Source organism: Actinorugispora endophytica (genome assembly GCF_004363075.1).
Lineage (GTDB): Bacteria > Actinomycetota > Actinomycetes > Streptosporangiales > Streptosporangiaceae > Actinorugispora > Actinorugispora endophytica.
Genome location: NZ_SNYN01000018.1, coordinates 77,422 through 100,551 on the forward strand (window position 1 = coordinate 77,422; position 23,130 = coordinate 100,551).

General features: G+C 71.8%; 20 protein-coding genes. 17 read left to right on the forward strand and 3 right to left on the reverse strand.

What is annotated here, in order from left to right:
* Positions 1-22: 22 nt before the first annotated feature.
* The 3 genes from EV190_RS17795 to EV190_RS17805 all read right to left on the reverse strand — a co-directional run bounded on the left by EV190_RS17795 (position 23) and on the right by EV190_RS17805 (position 2,840).
* Positions 23-1,264, reverse strand: a complete 1,242-nt coding sequence (locus tag EV190_RS17795; RefSeq protein WP_133742715.1) for an ABC transporter substrate-binding protein — start codon at positions 1,262-1,264, stop codon at positions 23-25.
* Between the two features lie 330 nt (positions 1,265-1,594).
* On the reverse strand, positions 1,595-2,377 hold the full coding sequence (locus tag EV190_RS17800) for a DUF554 domain-containing protein (RefSeq protein ID WP_133742716.1): 783 nt from the start codon (positions 2,375-2,377) through the stop codon (positions 1,595-1,597).
* Between the two features lie 40 nt (positions 2,378-2,417).
* Entirely contained in the window at positions 2,418-2,840 is a 423-nt protein-coding gene (locus tag EV190_RS17805) for a PaaI family thioesterase (RefSeq protein ID WP_133742717.1), read from the reverse strand.
* A gap of 91 nt (positions 2,841-2,931) precedes the next feature.
* On the opposite strand from EV190_RS17805, the gene polA reads away from it, so the two are divergent.
* The 17 genes from polA (at position 2,932) to aroH (ending at position 22,976) form a co-directional block, all read left to right on the forward strand.
* Complete coding sequence (gene polA / locus EV190_RS17810; RefSeq protein WP_133742718.1) at positions 2,932-5,694, forward strand: DNA polymerase I; 2,763 nt, start codon at positions 2,932-2,934, stop codon at positions 5,692-5,694.
* A 40-nt stretch (positions 5,695-5,734) separates the two neighbouring features.
* Positions 5,735-6,163 (forward strand): alternative ribosome rescue aminoacyl-tRNA hydrolase ArfB, encoded by a 429-nt coding sequence (arfB, locus tag EV190_RS17815; protein ID WP_133742719.1) that lies wholly within the window; start codon positions 5,735-5,737, stop codon positions 6,161-6,163.
* Between the two features lie 479 nt (positions 6,164-6,642).
* Positions 6,643-8,136: a 30S ribosomal protein S1 gene (gene rpsA / locus EV190_RS17820; RefSeq protein ID WP_133742720.1), complete on the forward strand. Its 1,494-nt coding sequence runs from the start codon at positions 6,643-6,645 to the stop codon at positions 8,134-8,136.
* 95 nt (positions 8,137-8,231) lie between these two features.
* Complete coding sequence (coaE, locus tag EV190_RS17825) at positions 8,232-8,846, forward strand: dephospho-CoA kinase (protein WP_133742721.1); 615 nt, start codon at positions 8,232-8,234, stop codon at positions 8,844-8,846.
* Positions 8,847-9,047: 201 nt separating this feature from the next.
* On the forward strand, positions 9,048-11,156 hold the full coding sequence (uvrB, locus tag EV190_RS17830) for an excinuclease ABC subunit UvrB (protein WP_133742722.1): 2,109 nt from the start codon (positions 9,048-9,050) through the stop codon (positions 11,154-11,156).
* A 138-nt stretch (positions 11,157-11,294) separates the two neighbouring features.
* Positions 11,295-11,789: a DUF3060 domain-containing protein gene (locus EV190_RS17835; protein ID WP_133742723.1), complete on the forward strand. Its 495-nt coding sequence runs from the start codon at positions 11,295-11,297 to the stop codon at positions 11,787-11,789.
* Positions 11,790-12,353: 564 nt separating this feature from the next.
* On the forward strand, positions 12,354-13,349 hold the full coding sequence (locus tag EV190_RS17840) for a GNAT family N-acetyltransferase (RefSeq protein WP_133742724.1): 996 nt from the start codon (positions 12,354-12,356) through the stop codon (positions 13,347-13,349).
* A 132-nt stretch (positions 13,350-13,481) separates the two neighbouring features.
* The gene (locus tag EV190_RS17845; protein WP_133742725.1) at positions 13,482-14,384 is read left to right on the forward strand and encodes a hydroxymethylglutaryl-CoA lyase; all 903 of its coding nucleotides are present in this window, start codon (positions 13,482-13,484) and stop codon (positions 14,382-14,384) included.
* A 169-nt stretch (positions 14,385-14,553) separates the two neighbouring features.
* Positions 14,554-16,206, forward strand: coding sequence for a CTP synthase (locus EV190_RS17850; RefSeq protein ID WP_133742726.1), 1,653 nt, complete (start codon positions 14,554-14,556; stop codon positions 16,204-16,206).
* A complete protein-coding gene (locus EV190_RS17855; protein ID WP_133742727.1) occupies positions 16,206-16,820 on the forward strand; it encodes an NUDIX domain-containing protein in 615 nt (204 codons plus the stop codon). Before EV190_RS17850 ends, EV190_RS17855 begins: the two co-directional genes overlap by 1 nt.
* Positions 16,821-16,911: 91 nt before the next feature.
* Complete coding sequence (locus EV190_RS17860) at positions 16,912-17,892, forward strand: site-specific tyrosine recombinase XerD (protein WP_133742728.1); 981 nt, start codon at positions 16,912-16,914, stop codon at positions 17,890-17,892.
* Between the two features lie 134 nt (positions 17,893-18,026).
* Positions 18,027-18,995 carry a ParA family protein gene (locus EV190_RS17865; protein ID WP_133742729.1) on the forward strand — a complete coding sequence of 323 codons (969 nt, stop codon included), beginning with the start codon at positions 18,027-18,029 and terminating at the stop codon, positions 18,993-18,995.
* The gene (locus EV190_RS23760; protein WP_208113223.1) at positions 18,968-19,375 is read left to right on the forward strand and encodes a hypothetical protein; all 408 of its coding nucleotides are present in this window, start codon (positions 18,968-18,970) and stop codon (positions 19,373-19,375) included. Before EV190_RS17865 ends, EV190_RS23760 begins: the two co-directional genes overlap by 28 nt.
* A 61-nt stretch (positions 19,376-19,436) precedes the next feature.
* Positions 19,437-20,270: a segregation and condensation protein A gene (locus EV190_RS17875; protein ID WP_133742730.1), complete on the forward strand. Its 834-nt coding sequence runs from the start codon at positions 19,437-19,439 to the stop codon at positions 20,268-20,270.
* On the forward strand, positions 20,267-20,854 hold the full coding sequence (gene scpB, locus EV190_RS17880) for an SMC-Scp complex subunit ScpB (RefSeq protein ID WP_243742647.1): 588 nt from the start codon (positions 20,267-20,269) through the stop codon (positions 20,852-20,854). The genes EV190_RS17875 and scpB overlap by 4 nt, the downstream gene beginning before the upstream one ends.
* A 1,006-nt stretch (positions 20,855-21,860) precedes the next feature.
* The gene (locus EV190_RS24440) at positions 21,861-22,589 is read left to right on the forward strand and encodes a pseudouridine synthase (protein ID WP_341770563.1); all 729 of its coding nucleotides are present in this window, start codon (positions 21,861-21,863) and stop codon (positions 22,587-22,589) included.
* A 24-nt stretch (positions 22,590-22,613) separates the two neighbouring features.
* A complete protein-coding gene (gene aroH / locus EV190_RS17890) occupies positions 22,614-22,976 on the forward strand; it encodes a chorismate mutase (RefSeq protein WP_133742732.1) in 363 nt (120 codons plus the stop codon).
* Positions 22,977-23,130 lie beyond the last annotated feature (154 nt).

Here is a 23,130-nt window from a genome sequence, read left to right on the forward strand (position 1 = left end):
GCGCAGGGGTGTCGCGGAACCGCTACGGGGTCGCCACGACGTAGTCGGCGAAGCTGTGCGCGCCGTCGTCGCCGAACTCGTAGATGCCGATGGAGGCGCTGCTCACGTCGCCGTTCTCGTCGAAGTCCAGCGGGCCGCTGGCGCCCTGGAAGTCGATGGTGCCGCCCTCGGCGAGGATGTCGCGGCACTCCGCGAAGGCGGAGCACTCGGTCTCACCGGAGGTGATGGCGGGCATCTGCTCCACGAACACGGTCGGGTCGGTGCTCTCGGCGGCCTCGGCGGCCAGCGCGACCGCCATGGCGCAGTCGTACACCTGGGGGGCGTACTGGAAGGCGGTCAGGTCGGGCGCGAACTCCTGGAGCCCCTCGTCGAACTCGGGGTTGTCCACGGCGGGCGCGGTGCCCTTGAACCCGGCGATGACGCTCGGGTCGCCGGAGTCGACGGAGTTGCCCAGCTCGGGGTCGTTGAGGCCGTCCGCGCTGTACATCTGGTCGGCGTTGATGTCGGCCTCGAGGAGACCGGCGATGACCTGCACGCCCTCCTCGAAGGAGATCAGCGCGACCGCGTCGGGCTCGGAGTTGGACACCGCCTGCACGACGGAGTCGAAGTTGGTGCCGGCGGGGTCGTAGCTCTCCTGCGCCACGACCTCGGCGCCGAGGGCCTCCAGGCTCTCGACGACGGAGGCGGACAGGCCCTCCCCGTAGTCGTCGGCGCGGTAGGCGACCGCGACGCTCTGGTGGCCGTCGCCGACGATGGTCTCGGCGAGCACCGGGCCCTGCAGCAGGTCGCTGGGGGCGGTGCGGAAGTAGTAGCCGCCGTCGTCGTAGGTGCTCAGGTCCGGCGCGGTGTTGGAGCCGGAGCACTGTACGACCTCGGCGCCGGTGACGCGGTCGATGATCGCCATCGTCATGCCGGAGGCTGCGGCGCCGAGGATGGCGTCGACGTCCTGGCCGAGCAGCCGGTCGGCGGCGTCGTTGGCCTGGGCGGCGTCGTTGGCCTCGTCACCGGGGAGGATCGCGGGCACCTCCTGGCCGAGGACGCCGCCGGCCGCGTTGATCTCGTCGATGGCGTACTCGGCGCCCGCGATCTGCGGCGGGCCGAGGAAGGAGAGGTCGCCGGTCTCGGGGAAGACGTAGCCGAACTGGAGGGCGTCGCCCTCACCGCCGCCCTCTCCGCCGCTTTCGCCGCCACCGGTGCAACCGGCGAGTCCCAGGGCCAGGGCCGCGATCGCGGCGGTGTAGCCCAACGCCTTCTTACTAGGCATCCATTTCTCCATTCAACCGGTGTGAACGCGTCCGAACAGCCACGTACGCCCGGCCGCCATGTTCCGACGGTCTGTCTTAACCGGGGGTTTTAGCGGAGCTTAACGCCGGGTGAGTGGTTCAGGAAGATCATGATCTGGGTCGCTGCCGACTCGGGTTCATGCTGTTACTTCCCTGTAGTCAACCGCGTGACGGAAAAGCGGAGCGCGGCCCGCCTCTTTACGGAGTGTCGCCCAATAGCGCCCTGCCGTATTCGGACGCGCTTCGGCGCGAACTTCGGTTAGCCGAAATACAAAGAAGGGGTAAGGCGGGGAAAAGCGGCCCCGGGCGGTTCAGAAAAGCGCCACGACGGCGGTGAGCACGGGCGCGACGAAAAGGGCGGGAAGCAGGTCGGCGACGGGGAAGTCGCGGACGCGCAGCATCCGCAGGGCCATGCCCGCGAGCAGCAGGCCGCCGGTGGCGGTGAGAGCGGCGATGTGGGCGTCGGGCAGGAAGCTGCCGAGGGCGACGCCCAGCAGGGTGAGCGCGCCCTGGTAGACGAGTACGGGCAGGGCCGAGGCGAGGACGCCCGCGCCCAGGGCCGCGGCGAAGGCGACGGAGGCGAAGCCGTCCAGGGCGGCCTTGAGGGCGAGCTGGTCGATGCCGTTGCCGAGGCCGTCGCTGATGGCGCCCAGGATGGCCAACGGGCCGACCAGGAACACCAGTGACGAGCTGACGAAGCCCTCGACGAAGCGGTCGGGGGGCGGGACGGGCGCCGGCGCGCCGGGTTCGGCCGGGGGAGCGCCCACGGCGGCGGTGCTGCGCGCCAGGAGGCGGCGCAGCAGGAGGCCCAGGGACTCCAGGCGGTCCTCGACGCGCAGCAGGGATCCGGCGACCCCGCCGATCAGGAGCGAGCCCAGCACGATCAGGGTGGGCGCGGCGGAGCCCACCGCCGCGGCCAGGTCCGGGCTGAGGACCTCGGCGGCGTTCAGCGCGGCGATCAGCAGGACGACCAGGCCCAGCGCGTCGGTGACCACGGCCCGGGTGCGTTCGGGCAGCCGGGAGCCCAGGGCGATGCCGAGGCCGCCGCCCACGACGATCGCGGCGGCGTTGACGAGGGTGCCGAGACCCGGCATCCGATCCTCCGATGTTTCCGGGGCCGCTGACGTCTCCCGGTCAGGCCCCGGGGGCGTCGCGCAGCATGCAGGTCAGGCGGGAGGTGCAGACGCGCTTCCCGCGGTCGTCGGTGATCTCGATCTCCCAGGTCGACAGGGTGCGGCCCCGGTGGACCGGCACGGCCACACCGGTGACGTGGCCGTCCACGGCGCTGCGGTGGTGGGTCGCGTTGATCTCGATGCCCACCGCGACGCGGCCGGGCCCGGCCGCGATCATCGCGCCGGTCGAGCCAAGGCTCTCGGCGAGCACGCACGAGGCGCCGCCGTGCAGCAGCCCGTACGGCTGGGTGTTGCCCTTGACGGGGATGCGCCCCACGACGCGGTCGGCGGTGGCCTCCAGGATCTCCAGCCCCATCAGCTCGCCCAGGCCGCCGACGCCCGGGACGCCGGCGGCGTCGGCGGATTCCTCGTTGCTCATCGTCATGGGGGTTTCTCCGTGGTCGCAAAGGGGCGCGCACAGGGCGCTGATCGCCGGGGACGCGAAAATGTCCCACCGGCATCCTAGGATTCCTCATGTGGTGAAGACACAGGCGACCCCCGAGCAGACCAGCCCCTCCCCGACCGGCGAAGGCGGTGAGCGCCCGCGGCTGCTGCTGCTGGACGGCCATTCCATGGCCTTCCGCGCGTTCTTCGCGCTTCCGGCCGACAAGTTCGTCAACAGCGCGGGCCAGGCCACCAACGCCGTCTACGGCTTCACCTCGATGCTGGTCAAACTGCTGCGGGACGAGCGCCCCACGCACGTCGCGGTGGCCTGGGACCGCTCCGAGCCCACCTTCCGGCATGAGGAGTACGACGCGTACAAGGCGGGCCGGGCCGAGACCCCGCCGGAGCTGCACGGCCAGGTGGGGCTGCTGCAGGAGCTGATGGGCCTGATCGGCGTCACCAGCGTCTCGGTGGCCGGGTTCGAGGCCGACGACGTCATCGCCACCCTCGCGGTGCGGGGCGGCTCCGCGGGCATGGAGGTCCTCATCGCCTCGGGCGACCGCGACGCCTTCCAGCTGGTCACGAAGGACTGCACGGTGCTGTACCCGGGCAAGAGCCTGTCCGACCTGACCCGCATGACCCCCGAGGCGGTCGAGGCCAGGTACGCGGTCACCCCCGAGCGCTACCGCGACCTCGCGGCGCTGGTGGGGGAGAAGTCCGACAACCTGCCGGGCGTGCCGGGCGTGGGCCCCAAGACCGCCGCCAAGTGGATCGCCAAGTACGGCTCCCTGGACGAGCTGGTGGCCCGCGCCGACGAGGTCACCGGCAAGGCCGGGCAGAGCTTCCGCGACCACCTCGACGACGTGCTGCGCAACCAGCGGCTCAACCGGCTCGTCACCGACGTCGAGGTCGGCGCCGAGGTCGCCGAGATGACCATGGACGGCTGGAACCGCGACGGCGTCAACCTGCTGTTCGACACCCTGGAGTTCGCCGCGTCGCTGCGCGACCGGCTCTTCGCGGTGCTGGACGAGGGCGGGCAGCCGACCGTCGAGGCGGCCCCGGACGAGGGCTTCGCCGTCGAACTCGCGGAGGTCGAACCCGGAGGGCTCGCCGACTGGCTGGCCGCCGAGGTCCCCGCGGGGGCCCGCGTCGGGCTGGCCGTCGAGGGGAGCTGGGGCAGTGGTGGCGGGGACGTCACGGGCCTGGCCGTCGCGCTGCCCGCGGGCGTCGCCCTCCACGTCGACCCCGCCCGGCTGGACGCCGCCGACGAGGCGGCGCTGGCCCGGTGGCTCGCCGACCCCGCGGCCCCCAAGGCGCTGCACGACGCCAAGGGGCCGATGCTGGCCCTGGGCGCGCGCGGGTGGGAGCTGGCCGGGGTCGACTCCGACACCGCCATCGCCGGATACCTGGCGCTGCCGGGCCGGCGCAACTTCGACCTCGCCGACCTGTGCGTCCGCTACCTCAACAAGGAGCTGGGAGAGCAGGCGGGTGGCGGCGCCCAGCTCACCCTCGACATCTCGGGGGAGGCCGGGGACGAGGGGCAGGAGGCCCGCAGGGCACTGGCGGCGCGCGCCCTCGCCACGCTGGAGCTGGCCCTGGCCCTGGACACCGACCTCGCCCAGCGCGGCGCGGCCGCGCTGCTGCGCGACATCGAGATCCCGCTGGCCGGGGTGCTGGCCCGGATGGAGCGTGTCGGCATCGCCGCGGACCGCGACTACCTGCGGGAACTGGAGGCCGAGTTCGCCGCCGCGGTGCGCCAGGCCGTGGACGAGGCGCACCGGGTCGTGGGCCGGGAGTTCAACCTGGGCTCGCCCAAGCAGCTCCAGCAGATCCTGTTCGAGGACCTGGGCCTGCCCAGGACCAAGAAGATCAAGACCGGTTACACCACCGACGCCGACGCGCTGACCTGGCTGGCCACCCAGACCGACAACGAGCTGCCGGTCATCCTGCTGAGGCACCGCGACCAGACGAAGCTGCGCACCACCGTCGAGGGACTGCTCAAGACGGTCACCGAGGACGGGCGCATCCACACCACCTTCAACCAGACGGTGGCCGCGACCGGGCGGCTCAGCTCGACCGAGCCCAACCTGCAGAACATCCCCGTGCGCACCGACGCGGGGCGGCGCATCCGCCGCGCCTTCGTGGTCGGCCCGGGCCACGAGCGGCTCCTCACCGCCGACTACAGCCAGATCGAGCTGCGCATCATGGCGCACCTGTCCGGCGACGAGGCCCTGATCGAGGCGTTCCAGACGGGGTACGACTTCCACGCCGAGATCGCCGCGCGGGTCTTCGGCGTCGCCGCCGACCAGGTCGACGGCGAGGCGCGCGCCCGGATCAAGGCGATGAACTACGGGCTGGCCTACGGGCTGAGCGACTACGGGCTGTCCCAGCAGCTGGGCATCACGCCCAAGGAGGCGCGGGTCCTCATGGAGGACTACTTCGCCCAGTTCGGCAAGGTCCGCGACTACCTGGAGGAGGTCGTGGCCCAGGCCCGCCAAGACGGCTACACCGCCACCATGCTGGGCAGGCGCCGCTACCTCCCCGACCTCAACAGCGACAACCGCCAGCGCCGCGAGATGGCCGAGCGCATGGCGCTGAACGCGCCCATCCAGGGGTCGGCCGCGGACATCATCAAGGTCGCCATGCTGGACGTGGACCGGGCGCTGCGCGAGGGCGGGTACTCCTCCCGGCTGCTCCTGCAGGTCCACGACGAACTCGTGCTGGAGGTCGCGCCGGGCGAGCTGGAGGCGGTGCGGAAACTGGTTTCGGAGAACATGGCCGGCGCCTATGATCTGCGGGTGCCGCTCGCCGTCTCGGTGGGCGTGGGACCCAACTGGCACGACGCCGCGCACTGAGCGGCCGGGCCGCCGGACGACGACGAGGGGGGAGGCGGCGATGCACCGCACGCGACCGGGCGGCCGGACCGTCGGGCTGCGCGACGACGAGCTGGTGTGGCGCTTCTCCCGCTCCTCGGGGCCCGGCGGCCAGCACGTGAACACCTCCGACACGCGGGTCGCGCTGTCGCTGGACGTCGCGGCCACCACGGTCCTGGACGACGCCGAGCGGCAGCGCGCGCTGAGCCGGCTCGGCGGCAGGCTCGTCGCGGGCGTGCTGACGGTGACGGTCCAGGAATCGCGTTCGCAGGCGCGCAACCGGGAGCTGGCCAGGGAGCGCCTCGCGGCGCTCCTGGCCGACGCCGCCGCGCCCCCCGCGCGCGCCCGCCGCGCCACCAAGCCCGGTCGCGGCGCCAAGGAGCGCCGCCTGAGCGCCAAGCGCCGCCGCTCCGACATCAAACGCTCCCGCTCCCGCCGCGACGACGACTAGCGTCCGGTCCGCGGTGGTTTCTCCGCTGATCTTGACCTTTTCGGGGTCTCAGAAGCGGCTGAGACCCCGAAAAGGTCAAGATCAGCGGAGAAACCACCGGGGGAAGTGCTCGGACTTAGCACGCGGTTCGGTATCCGGTCAAGACTGCGGAGGGCTCTTCCCATGGCGGCCGATCCTCAAACATGACGAAATCGGGAACAATCAGGCGTTCTCCGGGGGGTTTCGGGGCGCTTCCGATTGACCAGGAGGCCTCCGTCTCATAGTCTGGTCGGAGCGTTGTGGATTCGCATGCGCATGCTCGGCCCGGAGTCCGCTCCGAGTGCCGGGAGCGAGTCGGTCGGTCAGTGTTCGGGGCCGCGGGGAGATGGCGCCTCGGCGTGGTCGACCATTCACCTGGCTGTATCGGTCGAATCCGAATCAGTGTGTTCTCACAGCGTGTCCAACTTCTATCCATGTCCGCATCCGGAGTCCACCCACACATGACGAGCAGCACCGAGGCCACCTCGACACCGCAGGTAGCGGTCAACGACATCGGTTCAGAGGAAGCCTTCCTCGCCGCGATCGACGAGACCATCAAGTACTTCAACGACGGTGACATCGTCGAAGGCACCATCGTGAAGGTCGATCGAGACGAGGTCTTGCTCGACATCGGCTACAAGACCGAGGGTGTCATCCCCTCGCGCGAGTTGTCGATCAAGCACGACGTCGATCCCGGCGAAGTCGTCGCCGTCGGCGACCACGTTGAGGCCCTCGTCCTCCAGAAGGAGGACAAGGAAGGCCGCCTCATCCTCTCCAAGAAGCGCGCCCAGTACGAGCGCGCCTGGGGCACGATCGAGAAGATCAAGGAAGAGGACGGCGTCGTCACCGGCACCGTCATCGAGGTCGTCAAGGGTGGTCTCATCCTCGACATCGGCCTGCGCGGCTTCCTTCCCGCCTCCCTGGTCGAGATGCGCCGGGTCCGCGACCTCCAGCCCTACGTGGGCCGTGAGCTCGAGGCCAAGATCATCGAACTCGACAAGAACCGCAACAACGTGGTCCTGTCGCGTCGCGCCTGGCTCGAGCAGACCCAGTCCGAGGTCCGCCAGACGTTCCTCAACACCCTCCAGAAGGGCCAGATCCGCAAGGGTGTGGTCTCCTCGATCGTCAACTTCGGCGCGTTCGTGGACCTGGGCGGCGTCGACGGCCTGGTGCACGTGTCCGAGCTGTCCTGGAAGCACATCGACCACCCCAGCGAGGTTGTCGAGGTCGGCCAGGAGGTCACGGTCGAGGTCCTGGACGTGGACATGGAGCGCGAGCGCGTCTCCCTGTCGCTCAAGGCGACCCAGGAAGACCCGTGGCAGCAGTTCGCCCGCACCCACCAGATCGGCCAGGTCGTCCCCGGCAAGGTCACCAAGCTGGTGCCGTTCGGTGCGTTCGTCCGCGTCGAGGAGGGCATCGAGGGCTTGGTCCACATCTCCGAGCTGGCCGAGCGCCACGTGGAGATCCCCGAGCAGGTCGTCCAGGTCGGCACCGAGATCTTCGTCAAGATCATCGACATCGACCTCGACCGTCGCCGCATCAGCCTCTCGCTGAAGCAGGCGAACGAGAGCGTCACGCCCGACCAGACCGAGTTCGACCCGACTCTGTACGGCATGGCCGCCGAGTACGACGAGCAGGGCAACTACAAGTACCCCGAGGGCTTCGACGCCGAGAGCGGCGAGTGGCTCGAGGGCTACGAGACCCAGCGCGACGAGTGGGAGCAGCAGTACGCTCTGGCTCAGACCCGCTTCGAGGCGCACCGCAAGCAGGTCGAGGAGGCCCAGGCCGCCGAGGCCCAGGCCGCCGAGGAGCCCGCGTACGAGGGCGAGCCGGAGAGCGCCGGCAGCGCCGCCTCCTCGTCGTCCTCGTCGAACGGCACGAGCAGCGGCGGCGCCCTGGCGTCCGACGAGGCTCTGGCCGCTCTGCGCGAGAAGCTCGCGGGCGGCGAGGGCTGACAGCCCCGCAGCACAGCGCGTCCAGCGTGAGAAGGGCCGCTCCCCGGCAGGGGGGCGGCCCTTCGCCGTCGCGCGGGGTCCGTAGGATCACCACCATGCTGAAAGTGGGACTCACCGGAGGGATCGGGGCGGGCAAGAGCGCGGTGTCGCGCCGCCTTGCCGAGCTCGGGGCGCTCGTCATCGACGCGGACAGGATCGCGCGCGACGTCGTGGAGCCGGGCACGCCCGCGCTCGCCGAGATCGTCGCGGAGTTCGGCGGGAAGGTGCTCACCGCCGAGGGGGCGCTGGACCGGCCCCGGCTCGGCGAGATCGTGTTCGCCGACGAGGCCGCGCTCGCCGCGCTCAACGCGATCGTGCACCCCCGGGTGGGGGAGCGGACCAGGGAGCTGACGGACCGGGCCGCCGACGACGCGATCGTGGTCTACGACGTGCCGCTGCTGGTCGAGAACGGCCTCGCCGGACTGTACGACGCGGTGGTCGTGGTGGACGTCCCCGTCGAGGTCCAGGTCGAGCGGGTCACGGCCGACCGGGGGATGCCCGAGGAGCAGGTCCGCGCCCGGATCAGGGCGCAGGCGACCCGCGAGGAGCGCCTCGCGGCGGCCGACGTCGTCGTGGACAACTCCGGCACCGAGGCCGACCTGGACGCGCGGGTCGCCGAGGTCTGGGCGGAGCTGGAGCGCCGAGCGGGTCGAGCGTCCCCGCGCGGGTAGTGTGTCGCGGTCCGGACGGGCGTGACCCCATCCCCCCGCTGATCTTGACCTTTCCGGGGTCTCGACCGCCTCTGAGACCCCGAAAAGGTCAAGATCAGCGGGGGGGATGGGGGTGGGGAGAAGACGGGAGCGGGTTCTGTCACCGGGCGGGGATAGGTTGGGGCCGACGGCTATGACGCCACGTGGGGGAGTTGAAGCGACATGCGGCCGGTGACCGATATCCAGCGCGCGGTGAACCCGTTCGAGGTCGTCTCGGAGATGACCCCGGCGGGCGACCAGCCGACCGCCATCGCCGAGCTGACGCGGCGGGCCGAGGCCGGCGACAAGGACATGGTGCTGCTGGGCGCCACCGGGACGGGCAAGACCGCCACCGTGGCGTGGCTGGTGGAGAAGCTCCAGCGGCCCACCCTGGTGATGCAGCCGAACAAGACCCTGGCCGCGCAGTTCGCCAACGAGCTGCGCGACATGCTGCCCGACAACGCGGTCGAGTACTTCGTCTCCTACTACGACTACTACCAGCCCGAGGCGTACGTCCCGCAGACCGACACCTTCATCGAGAAGGACTCCTCGATCAACGAGGAGGTGGAGCGGCTGCGCCACTCGGCGACCAACTCGCTGCTCACCCGCCGGGACACGATCGTGGTCGCCTCGGTCTCGTGCATCTACGGCCTGGGCACGCCGCAGGAGTACGTGGACCGCATGGCCACCGTCAAGGTGGGCATGGAGATCGACCGCGACGACCTGCTGCGCAGGCTCGTGCAGATGCAGTACTCCCGCAACGACATGGCGTTCACCCGCGGCACCTTCCGGGTGCGCGGCGACACCGTCGAGATCATCCCGGTGTACGAGGAGCTCGCCATCCGGATCGAGATGTTCGGCGACGAGGTGGAGCGCCTGCTGACCCTGCACCCGCTCACCGGCGAGGTGCTGGGCGAGAGCGAGCAGATGTACATCTTCCCGGCCTCGCACTACGTGGCGGGACCGGAGCGCATGGAGCGCGCCGTCAAGGACATCCAGACCGAGCTGGCGGCCCGGCTGGCCGACCTGGAGGGCGCGGGAAAGCTCCTGGAGGCGCAGCGGCTGCGCATGCGCACCACCTACGACCTGGAGATGCTGGAGCAGATGGGCATGTGCGCGGGCATCGAGAACTACTCGATGCACTTCGACGGCCGCGAGCCGGGCACACCGCCCAACACCCTGCTGGACTACTTCCCCGAGGACTTCCTGCTGGTCGTGGACGAGTCGCACGTGACGGTCCCGCAGATCGGCGCCATGTTCGAGGGCGACGCCGCGCGCAAGCGCACCCTGGTGGAGCACGGCTTCCGGCTGCCCTCGGCGATGGACAACCGCCCGCTCAAGTGGGACGAGTTCCGCGAGCGGATCGGGCAGACCGTCTACCTGTCGGCCACGCCCGGCCGGTTCGAACTGGAGCGGGTCGGCGGCGACGTGGTGGAGCAGGTCATCCGCCCCACCGGCCTGGTCGACCCCGAGGTGGTGGTCAAGCCGACCGAGGGCCAGATCGACGACCTCGTCCACGAGATCAGGGTGCGCGCCGAGCGCGACGAGCGGGTGCTGGTCACCACGCTCACCAAGAAGATGGCCGAGGACCTCACCGACTTCTTCACCGACCTGGGCATCCGGGTGCGCTACCTGCACAGCGAGGTCGACACGCTGCGCAGGGTGGAGCTGCTGCGCGAGCTGCGCGCGGGCGAGTACGACGTGCTGGTCGGCATCAACCTGCTGCGCGAGGGCCTGGACCTGCCCGAGGTCTCCCTGGTCGCGATCCTGGACGCCGACAAGGAGGGGTTCCTGCGCTCGGGGACCTCGCTGATCCAGACGATCGGGCGCGCGGCGCGCAACGTGGCCGGTCAGGTGCACATGTACGCGGACCGGGTCACCGACTCCATGGCCGCGGCCATCGAGGAGACGAGCCGGCGCCGCGCCAAGCAGATCGCCTACAACACCGAGCACGGCATCGACCCGAAGCCGCTGCGCAAGAAGATCGCGGACATCCTCGACTCGCTCAACCGCGAGGACGTCGACACCGACGAGCTGCTCAGCGGCGGGTACCGCAAGGAGAGCCGGGGGAGGGCGCCGGTGCCGGGGCTGGCCAAGCACGGCGCGGCCGGGCGCCCGGAGAACATCGCGAACATGCCCCGGGCCGAGCTCGCGGCGCTGGTCGACCAGCTCGCCCAGCAGATGCACCAGGCGGCCGCGGACCTGCAGTTCGAGCTCGCGGCCCGGTTGCGCGACGAGATCAAGGAGCTCAAGCGCGAGCTGCGGGGGATGGAGGAGGCGGGGATCGGCTGAGCCGGGTCCCGCCGGGTCCGCCGCGTCGTGCGGTCCCTGTAAAGGCCGGGTCTCCGGAACTTTTCCGCCGTGGGCGCAGTCTCATGTACGGGAGCCGGTCCGGCTGCCGGTGGGCGTGGTCTTACAGGAGGAGTCGGGATGCGGAGTCGGATTCTGGCCGTGGCGGGTACGACGGTGCTGGTCACGGCCATGGCCGCGGGGTGCGGCGGTGGTATCGACCTGCGCGACGAGAACGGCGCGGGGATCTCGATCGGCGAGGACGGGGACGTCTCGGTCGGCGACGGCGACACCGAGATCGGCATCTCGGGCGAGGAGGGCAGCCCGGGGGCGGCCGACGGCGGCGCGGTGGTCACCGACGAACTGGTGAACGTGGCCTCGGACGGGGGGACGGTCACCGAGGACTGCGGCGGGCGCGACGCGAACGTGGCCGCGGACAACGCCACGGTCACCCTCAACGGCGCGTGCGGCCTGGTGACCGTCCTGGGTAACGGCAACCAGGTGAGCGTGGGCGAGGCCGCCCAGGTGAACGTGATGGGGTCGGATAACACCGTCCGCTACGCCTCCGGGGAGCCGAACGTCACCAACCTCGGCAGCAACAACACCGTCGAGTCGGGCGGGGACGCGGCGAACTAGCGCGGTGACCGGGAGCGTCTGCCGGATCGGAGGACGGGATCCCGTCCCCGACCGGTGGCGGCCTCCGGAGGCCGCGTGGCGTCAGGGCCCGGTGCGGAAGGACCATCCGGCCGCCCGGCCGCCCATCGGGCCACGACGGATGATCCGTCAAAACGGACATAAGGGTTATTTCCCTATTCCTGGCTCCGTGTCGGGTGGCGCTGGTTTTCGGGAGCGGCCTGACGAAGTACGATCGGCATCCTCCGGTTCTGGGAGGATTCCAAGGAGAAGCCCCTAGGCTTGGCGAAGGCGGTGTCCGGCCCCGCCCCCGTCGCCACTGTCGGTGTTCGGTTACGGTTGGACCGTTTCGCTCAGTATCGGGAGACGGCTCAAGCGGGATTGCGCGGCGACAATTTCAAAACAAAGTCGGAAACTTCGGGCGTATTGCCTGCGAGCGGGTTCCCGAAACGATACTGTTCTTTATGTAGTCATTACACCACTTTGGGTGATTGGTGAGAGACCTAGCGGCGGGGCGCTAGCGACCAGCGGTGCGTGCGCGAGCGCGCTGCCGCCAGGGAGGGATGAATGAGCGGCTATGTCGCGCGGGTGCGGCATGACGATCCGCCGGACGGTACAGCCGAGTTCGACCTGCTCGTGGGATCGGTTGCCAGGCGTTGGGCGGAGATCGATCCACTGTTGCCCGCACCGTCGCATCCACGGCTCAACACCAACCCGCTGCTGACCGTCAGCGACGAGGCCGGCCGGCCGATGGCCACCGGGACCATGCGCTACTCCTGGTACCAGCCCGGCGAGATCGGCCGGACCTGGGGAGTCCCGGACCAGCACTGGATCACCCCGCTCGTGGGCGGCCCCGATCCCGAGGGCGCGCTGGACTCGCTGCTGACCAGCTGGCGGGACCAGTTGGAGGAGCTGCCCAGCGGAACCGGGTCGGAGTCGGCCGCGCTGCTGACCTGGCCGGCCCGGGACGTGTGCGGGGTGCGCCCGCTGCAGCGCCACGGCCTGCAGCCGTTCTCCGTGCTGGCCGCGCGCCGGCGACGCAGGGGGGTCCCCCCGTCGCTGCCGCAGCGCGACGTCACCATCAGACTCGCGGACATGCACGACCTGGCGGCGGTGGTCAGCCTGGTCATGGAGGAGCACCGCTACGAGGAGCATTTCGGCGGCGTGTTCATCCAGCCCGAGACCGCGGAGCAGACCCGGCGCGTGGTGGCCCGGGCGCTGAGCCGCCCGCCGTCGTGGATCTGGCTCGCGGAGCGGCGCGGCCGCCCGGTCGGCCTGATCTGGGTGTCCCCGCCCGAGCGGGCCCGCTGGGTGTCCCCGCTCGTGAACGCGGCGCCCGCCGCCTACATCGGCTATGGAGTGGTAGCCGAGGAGGAGCGCGGCAGCGGCATCGGAACGGCCCTGATCAGCCAGGCGCACCACGCCCTGGACACCCACGGCATCGCGGTCACGCTGCTGAACTACGCGGTGATGAACCCGCTGTCGGGCCCGTTCTGGCACCGGATGGGGTACCGGCCGCTGTGGACCACCTGGGAGGTCCGCCCGGCCCTGGCCCTGCGCTGACCCGTACCGGCGGCGCGGACCGGCCGAACCGGCGGTCCGCGCCGCCGCGTTCCGGCGGGGGTCCGCGCGGCTTCGGCGAACCTCAATAGGCTGGGCGCGGGGCTGTCGGTTCCGGCGAGCGGGGAGGGTGCCATGGACGCGGAGCGCGTCGAGGTCGTCGAGGTCGGGCCTCGGGACGGACTGCAGAACGAGAGCAGGGTCCTGTCCGTCGACGACAGGCTCGAACTGATCGGCCGGGCCGTCGCGGCGGGTGTCCGCCGGATCGAGGCGGTCAGCTTCGTCAACCCCGCGCGGGTGCCGCAGATGGCGGGGGCCGAGGAGGTCATGGCCGGGGTCCGGCGCGGCGCCGGGGTCTCCTACATCGGACTGGTGCTCAACCGCAGGGGCCTGGACCGGGCGCTGGCCGCAGGAGTGGACGAGGTGAACGTGGCGGTCCCGGCCACCGACGGGTTCTGCGTCCGGAACCAGGGCCGCACGGTGGACGAGATGCTGGACGTCTTCGAGGACGTCGCCGCGGCGGCCCGGGAGGCGGGGACGCCCGTCAGCGCGACGGTCTCCACCGCGTTCGGCTGCCCGTTCGACGGCGAGACCCCGCCCGAGCGGGTCGTCGAGGTCGCCCGGCGCGCGGCGGAGGCGGGCGCGGTGGAGGTCGCGCTCGCCGACACCATCGGGGTCGGGGTCCCCGCCCAGGTGGTGGACCTGGTCCGGCGGGTACGCGCGGTGGCGGACGGGGCGGTGCTGCGCTGCCATTTCCACAACACCCGCAACACCGGCTACGCCAACGCCCTGGCCGCCCACGGCGCCGGGGTGCGGGTCCTGGACGCCAGCGCCGGGGGCTTCGGCGGCTGCCCGTTCGCGCCCGCGGCCACCGGCAACATCGCCACCGAGGACCTGCTGTACATGCTGCACCGGAGCGGGGTCGCCACGGGTGTGGACGCGGGCGCGATCGCCCGGACGGGCGCCTGGCTGGGGTCCAGGCTGGGCAAGGAGCCCCCCGCGCTCCTGGGGCGGGCGGGGGGTTTCCCCGCCTCCTAGGCCGTGTTCTGGTGCGTGGCGCCAGAACCTGGTAGGGACGGTGTTATCCTGGTGGCCCGTGGAGTCCAGGGCATCTGGCGGCGATCCGACCCGCCGCCTGCGGACACCGCACGGTCGCCTGTCGCACTTGAAGGCGATCCGTAGCCATACGACCACGGGAGCAACCACTTTGGCATCCGCCGCGAGCACCAAACACCTCTTTGTCACCGGCGGCGTCGCCTCCAGCCTCGGCAAGGGCCTGACGGCCTCCAGCCTGGGACGGTTGTTGAAGTCGCGGGGCCTGCGGGTCACCATGCAGAAGCTCGACCCCTACCTCAACGTCGACCCGGGCACGATGAACCCCTTCCAGCACGGCGAGGTGTTCGTCACCGACGACGGGGCGGAGACCGACCTGGACATCGGCCACTACGAGCGCTTCCTGGACACCGAGCTGTCGGCGTCGGCCAACGTGACCACCGGCCAGATCTACTCCAGCGTGATCGCCAAGGAGCGCCAGGGCGCCTACCTGGGCGACACCGTGCAGGTCATCCCGCACATCACCAACGAGATCAAGTCCCGCATCCTGGCGATGGACGCCGCCGACGTGGACCTGGTCATCACCGAGATCGGCGGTACGGTCGGCGACATCGAGTCGCAGCCGTTCCTCGAGGCCGCGCGCCAGATCCGGCACGAGATCGGCCGCGACAACTGCTTCTTCCTGCACATCTCGCTGCTGCCCTACCTCGGCCCGTCCGGTGAGCTGAAGACCAAGCCCACCCAGCACTCGGTGGCGGCGCTGCGCAGCATCGGCATCCAGCCCGACGCGATCGTGTGCCGCTCGGACCGGCCGATCCCGCAGAGCCTCAAGAGCAAGATCAGCCTCATGTGCGACGTGGACGAGGGCGGCGTCGTGTCCTGCCCCGACGCGCCCTCCATCTACGACATCCCCAAGGTGCTGCACCGCGAGGGCCTGGACGCCTACGTGGTGCGCCGCCTCGGGCTGGCCTTCCGCGACGTGGACTGGACCGAGTGGAACGACGTGCTGGGCCGCGTGCACCAGCCCGACCACGAGGTCACCATCGCCCTGGTCGGCAAGTACATCGACCTGCCCGACGCCTACCTGTCGGTCACCGAGGCGCTGCGCGCGGGCGGCTTCGCGCACCGCACCCGGGTGAACATCCGCTGGGTGGCCAGCGACAACTGCGCCAGCAAGGAGGGCGCCGCCAGCGAGCTGGACGGTGTGGACGGCGTGCTCATCCCCGGCGGTTTCGGGGTGCGCGGGATCGAGGGCAAGCTGGGCGCGATCCGGTTCGCCCGCGAGAGCAGGATCCCGCTGCTGGGCCTGTGCCTGGGCCTGCAGTGCATGGTCATCGAGTACGCCCGCGACGTGGCCGGCCTCGAAGGCGCCAACAGCGTCGAGTTCGACGACAAGGCCAAGCACCCGGTCGTGGCGACCATGGCGGACCAGGCCGACGTGATCGCGGGCGACCGCGACATGGGCGGCACGATGCGGCTGGGCCTGTACCCGGCGAGGCTCGCCGCGGGCTCGATCGTGAGGGAGTCCTACGGGGACGCCGAGGAGGTCTCCGAGCGGCACCGGCACCGCTTCGAGGTGGCCAACGCGTACCGGCCGCGGCTGGAGGAGGCCGGCCTGGTGTTCTCGGGCCTGTCCCCCGACGGAAAGCTGGTGGAGTACGTGGAGCTGCCGCGCGAGGCGCACCCGTTCTTCGTGGCCACCCAGGCCCACCCCGAGCTGCGCTCGCGCCCCACCCGCCCGCACCCGCTGTTCGCGGGGCTCGTCGAGGCGGCGCTGGGGTACGCCAGGGGATCGGTCGAGCGTTGATGGGCGAGGTCGTCGACGCGCCGGACTCCTGGCCGGTGGACCGGACCGTGGAGCGCTACCGGGGCCCCAAGGCCGGGATGGCGACGGACTGGGTGCGCATGCCCGGCCCCGACGGCGAGGAGAGCGTGGCCCGGGACTACTTCGTCCACCCGGGCGCGGTCGCCGCGCTGGCCCTGGACGACGCGGGCCGGGTGCTGCTGCTGCGCCAGTACCGCCACGCCGTCCGGCACCGGCTGTGGGAGCTGCCCGCGGGGCTGCGCGACGTGGACGGCGAGCCGCCCGTGGACGCCGCCCGGCGCGAGCTGCTGGAGGAGACGGGCTACCGGGCCGACACCTGGCACGAGCTCGCCGACTTCTTCCCCTCGTCGGGCTTCTCCACCGAGCGGATCCACGTGTTCCTGGCCCGCGGCCTGACGAAGGTCCCGGACGAGGAGGTGGACTTCACCCGGATCCACGAGGAGGCCGACATGCCGATCGAGTGGGTACCGCTGGAGGACGCGGCCGCCGCGGTCCTGGCGGGCCGTCTGCACAACGCCGCCACCGTCATCGGGATCCTCGCCGCGCACGCCGCCGCGCGGGACGGCTTCGCCGCCCTGCGCCCGGCGGCCGGCTGAGGACGGCCCGGGGCGGGCCCGGGCGCGTCGGCGCGGGCGGGGGTGTCCGGTATGGCATCATCTCCCCGAATGCGGGAGGGAGGCCGCGACGATGGCCGAGCAGACGCCGGACCCGGCCGCGCCCGCGCTGGGCTCGGCCGTGCGCGGGTACCTCGACCACCTGACGGTGGAGCGGGGCCTGGCCGACAACACCCTCGTGTCCTACCGCCGGGACCTGCGCCGCTACCTGGGCTTCCTGGCCGCGCGCGGGATCGGCGGCCTCGACCGGGTCCGCGCGGAGGACGTCGCGGCGTTCCTGCGCGGTCTGCGCGAGGGCGACGCGGACCACCCCCCGCTGGGGGCGAACTCCGCCGGGCGCGCCGTCGTCGCCGTGCGCGGCCTGCACCGCTTCGCACTGCGCGAGGGCATCACCGGGCACGACCCGGCGCGGCAGGTCCGTCCGCCGACCCCGGCCAGGCGCCTGCCCAAGGCCATCGCGCTGGACCAGGTCGAGTCGCTGCTCGCGGCGGTGGGGGACGGCCAGGACCCCCGGGCGCTGCGCGACCGCGCGCTCCTGGAGCTGCTGTACGGGACGGGGGCGCGCATCTCCGAGGCCGTCGGGCTGGACGTGGACGACATCGAGCGGCTGCGTCCGGCCGGGCACGGCGACGCCGAGGTGGACGTGACGCGCTTCCGGGGCAAGGGCGGCAAGGAGCGCCTCGTGCCGGTCGGGCGCTTCGCGCGCGGGGCGCTGGAGGCGTACCTGGTGCGCGCCCGCCCGCGGCTGGCCGCGGCCGGGCGCGGCACGCCCGCGCTGTTCCTGAACGCGCGCGGCGGCCGACTCACCCGCCAGGGGGCCTGGGCGGTGCTGCGCGCGGCGGCCGGGCGCGCCGGACTGAGTGATGTGTCACCCCACACCCTCCGGCACTCCTTCGCCACCCATCTGCTCGACGGGGGCGCCGACGTACGCGTCGTTCAAGAGCTTCTCGGTCACGCCTCGGTCGCCACCACCCAGGTCTACACCCTGGTCACGGTGGACCGGCTGCGCGAGGTGTACGCGGCGGCGCACCCCCGGGCGCGAGTGTCGCGTTGATTCACCCGCACCGGACGTTCTAGAGTCGCCGAACGACGGTGCAACGCTGTCGACAAATTGAGTTTTTCCGACGGCCTGTCAACCGGTTCGCGAGAACCGGTGCGGACGACCGGTCCGTAGGGAGGTCCTGGGTTGTGAGCTGGTCCGGATACGACGGGGTGGACACGGGGGCTCCCGCGCCCACCGACAACGCGGCGGTGACCGAGTCGGCGAGCAGCCCGTGGGGGCAAACACGCAGCACGGGGGCGGCTCTGACCACGATAAACAGACCGAAGCCGGATTTTCCGGAGCCGGTCGCAGTCGATCATCACGGACCCGCGCGGGTCGTGGCGCTGTGCAACCAGAAGGGCGGGGTCGGAAAGACCACGACGACCATCAACCTGGGGGCGGCCATCGCCGAGTACGGCCGCCGGGTCCTGCTCGTGGACTTCGACCCCCAGGGCGCGCTCTCCGTGGGCCTGGGCAGGCTCGACCCGCGTGAGCTGGACCTGACCGTCTACAACCTCCTGATGCAGCGCGACGTCACCATCGAGGACGTCCTGCTCAAGACCGGCGTCGAGGGGCTGGACCTGATCCCCAGCAACATCGACCTGTCGGCGGCCGAGGTGCAGCTGGTCGGCGAGGTCGCGCGCGAGCAGATGCTGGGCCGCGCGCTGGCCCCGGTGATCAACGACTACGACGTCGTCCTCATCGACTGCCAGCCGTCGCTGGGCCTGCTCACCGTCAACGCGCTCACCGCCGCGCACGGCGTGATCGTGCCCCTGGAGTGCGAGTTCTTCGCGCTGCGCGGGGTCGCGCTGCTCATGGACACCATCCAGAAGGTCCAGGAGCGGCTCAACGAGGACCTGGTCATCGACGGTTTCCTGGGCACCATGTACGACCCGCGGACCCTGCACGCCCGCGAGGTGCTGGCGACCATCATCGACGGGTTCGGCGACAAGGTGTACAGCACCGTCATCAACCGCACCATCCGGTTCCCCGACGCGACCGTCGCGGGGGAGCCGATCACGCGCTTCGACTCCTCGTCGGCGGGCGCGAACGCGTATCGGGAACTGGCCAAGGAGGTGCTCGCCAGGTGGCCTCTCAGCGTCCACGACGCGTGACGCTGCCCGGCGCGGCCGAACTGTTCTTCCGGCCCACGTCCGCGCCGCCCGCCGCCGCTCCGGAACCGGCGCCCGCCGCGCCCGAACCGGTGGCGCGGCCCGAATCCGGGGAGCCGTCCGGGCGGGGCCGCGGACCCGCGCCCAAGCCGCGCGCCGCGCCGCAGCCCAGCGGCCGCCAGCGCCACGACGAGAAGATCACGGTGTACATCTCCGCCGCGGAACTCCTCGCCCTGGAGCAGGCGCGCCTGACGCTGCGCGCCGAGCACGGCCTGAGCGCGGACCGCGGCCGGATCGTGCGGGAGGCCGTGGCGGTGCTCCTGAGCGACTTCGAGGAGCACGGCGAGGCCAGCATGCTGGTGCAACGGCTCGGTGACAACTGAGGCGGGGGCGTGACGGAGATGGCACTCTGGGTGACATGACCGCACCACCCCCGCCTCGGCGATGACGGCCGACGAGACGCCCGAGGGCGGCTTCCTGGTTCGCCTCGACAACTTCGAGGGCCCCTTCGACCTGCTGCTGGGGCTGATCGCCAAGCACAAACTGGACATCACCGAGGTGGCGCTGTCGAGGGTCACCGACGAGTTCATCGCGCACATCAAGGCCTACGGGGACGCCTGGGACCTCGACCTGGCGAGCAACTTCCTGCTGGTGGCGGCCACGCTGCTCGACCTGAAGGCGGCGCGGCTGCTGCCGCGCGGGGACGTGGAGGACGAGGCGGACCTGGCGCTCCTGGAGGCGCGCGACCTGCTGTTCGCGCGCTTGCTGCAGTACCGGGCGTACAAGGAGGTCGCCGCGGTCTTCGTGGAGCGCCTGGCGGCCCAGGGGCGCCGCTTCCCGCGGGCGGTGCCCCTGGAACCGCGCTTCGCCGAGGCCCGCCCCGACGTGTTCATCAGGCTCGGCCCGCGGGAGTTCGCGGCGCTGGCCGCCCGCGCGCTCACCCCGAAGGAGCCGCCGAGCGTCCCGGTCACGCACATCCACCAGGCCAGGACCTCGGTCGCCGAGCAGGGGGTGCTGGTGGTGGCGGCGCTGCGCGAGCACGGCGGCCTGACCTTCGCCGAGCTCACCCGCGACTGCGCCGGCACCTTCGAGGTCGTCGCGCGGTTCCTGGCGCTGCTGGAGCTGTACCGGGCGGGCAACGTCGGCTTCGACCAGCCCGAGCCGCTCGGCGAGCTCCTGGTCACCTGGACCGGCAGCGGGGACGGCGAGGTCGCGGTGGCCGACGAGTACGGGAGGACCCGGGAGCCGGGCGACGACGAGGACGGGGGAACGGCGTGAACCAGAGCACGGACGGGACCGGGGAGGACCCGCCCCGAGAGCGGCTGCGCCGGGACCTGGAGGCGGTCCTGATGGTCGTGGACCAGCCGGTCGCGGAGTACGACCTCGCGCGCGCCTTCGGGGTTCCGGTGGAGGAGGTCGCGGAGCGGCTGCGCGCGATGGCGCGGGAATACACCGAGCAGGAACGCGGTTTCGACCTTCGTGAGGTCGCCGAGGGGTGGCGCTTCTACACGCGGCCCGAGTGCGCCGACGCCGTCGAGCACTTCCTGCGCGACGGCCACGAGGTCCGGCTCACCCAGGCCGCGCTGGAGACCATGGCGGTGGTCGCCTACCGCCAACCCGTCTCGCGGGGCAGGGTCTCAGCGGTGCGCGGTGTGAACTGCGACGGCGTTATGCGTACCCTCGTACTGAGGGGACTGATCGAAGAGGCCGGAAACGATCCCGAGTCGGGAGCGCTGCTGTACCGCACCACCGGTTACTTCCTGGAGCGGCTCGGCCTGCGGAGCCTCGACGAACTCCCCGATCTCGCACCATTCCTGCCCGACGACATCGAAGGTCTCGACGACACCGGTGAACACACGTAATGATGACGGGCGCCGCGGCAACAGCGGCCCCCACGGCGCGCGCGGTGAGCGCGGCCGGTCCGCCCCGCGCGGTGAGCGCGGCGAATCCAACCAGTCCGGGCGCCGCGACGGCGACCGCGACCTCCACAGCCCGCGCGGCTCCTACGGGCGCGGTCGGGACGACCGTGACTCGCGTGGTGGCGGTTCCTACGGCCGTGACCGTGACGACCGCCCGCGTGGCGGGTACGGCGACCGTGACTCGCGCGGTGGCGGTTCCTACGGCCGTGACCGTGACGACCGCCCGCGTGGCGGGTACGGCGACCGTGACTCGCGCGGTGGCGCCGGTGGTCGCGACGACCGGCGGGGCTCACGTGGCCCCAGCGACCGCGACGACCGTCCCCGTGGCGGGTACGGCGACCGCGACTCGCGCGGTGGCGCGGGTGGTCGCGACGACCGCTCGCGCGGCGGTTCCTTTGGGGGCGGTCGGGATGACCGTCCTCGTCGTGATGATCGGGGTGGCGCGCGTTCGGGCGGTTCGTTCGAGCGCCGCGACGACCGCCCGCGTGGCGGGTACGGCGACCGCGACTCGCGTGGCGGCGGTTCCTACGGCCGTGACCGTGACGACCGCCCGCGTGGCGGGTACGGCGACCGCGACTCGCGTGGTGGCGCGCGTTCGGGCGGTTCGTTCGAACGTCGTGACGACCGTTCCCGTGGCGGGTACGGCGACCGTGACTCGCGCGGTGGCGCGGGTGGTCGCGACGACCGTCCGCGCGGCGGTTCCTTTGGGGGCGGTCGGGATGACCGTCCTCGTCGTGATGATCGGGGTGGCGCGCGTTCGGGCGGTTCGTTCGAGCGCCGCGACGACCGCCCCCGCGGCGGTTCCACCGGTGGCCGGTCCCCCGTCCGCCAGGGCGGCTCCGAGCGCGACCTGTCGGCCAAGGCCCAGGCCCGGCTCCGCGCCCTTCGCGCGGAGTACGACCCCCGCGACGACGACGCGTCCGACGACGCGCGTGACAGCTACGTCGACGTGCCCGGCGGCATCCGGCTGCAGAAGGCCCTCGCCCAGGCGGGTGTGGCCAGCCGGCGCGCCAGCGAGGAGCTGATCGCCGAGGGGCGGGTGTCCGTCGACGGCCAGATCGTACGGCGCTTCGGAGCGCGGGTCGACCCGGAGAAGTCCGAGATCCGGGTGGACGACATGCGCGTCGCGACCGCCCCCGACCTGCTCTACTACGCGTTGAACAAGCCGCGCGGCGTGGTCAGCACAATGTCCGACCCGGAGAAGCGCCCCACCCTCGCCGACTACGCGGGCCAGACCGACGAGCGGCTGTTCCACGTCGGCCGGCTGGACACCGAGACCGAGGGCCTGATTCTGCTCACCAACGACGGCGAGCTGGCCAACAGGCTGACCCACCCGCGCTACAAGGTCGTCAAGACCTACATCGCGACGGTGCAGGGCCCGGTGACACGCGAGGTCGTCAAGCGGGTGCGCGAGGGCGTGGAGCTGGAGGACGGCCCGGTCGAGGTCGACTCCTTCCGCGTGGTGGACGACGCCGATCCCCGGGCGCTGGTGGAGATCCGCCTGCACGAGGGACGCAAGCACATCGTGCGCCGCCTCATGGAGGCCGTCGGCCACCCGGTGGTGGACCTGGCGCGGACCCAGGTCGGCCCGATCGGGATCAACAACCTGAAGATCGGCACGATGAGGGCGCTGACCTCGAAGGAGATCAGCGAGCTCTACACTGCCGCAGGGATGTAGCCCATGCGATCGGGAGGATGACAAGTGGCGGTACGAGCGGTCCGCGGTGCGGTCCAGGTGGAGGCGGACGAGCGCGACCTCGTCCTGGAGGCCACCGCCGAACTGGTCTCGGAGGTCATGCGCAGGAACGGGCTGGTCACCGATGACGTGATCAGCGTGCTGTTCACGGCGACCCCGGACCTCACCTCGGAGTTCCCGGCGCTGGCCGCGCGCAAGCTCGGCTTCACCGACGTTCCCCTCATGTGCGCGACCGAGATCGCGGTGCCGAGGGCTCTGCCCCGCGTGGTCCGCCTGATGGCCCACGTGGAGACGGACCGCCCCCGCGCGGACCTGCAGCACGTGTACCTGCGGGGGGCCCAGGCGCTGCGGTTGGACATCGCGCAGTAGGGCTTGTACCGAGAAGCGCCGGCGGGGGGGGGGGGGGGGGGGGCGCCGCCCCCCCCCCCCCCGGGGGGGGGGGGGGGGGGGGGGGGGGGGGGGGGGGGGCCCCGCCCGGCCCCCCACCCGCCAACCCCCCCCACGACCGTCAACAAAACCACCG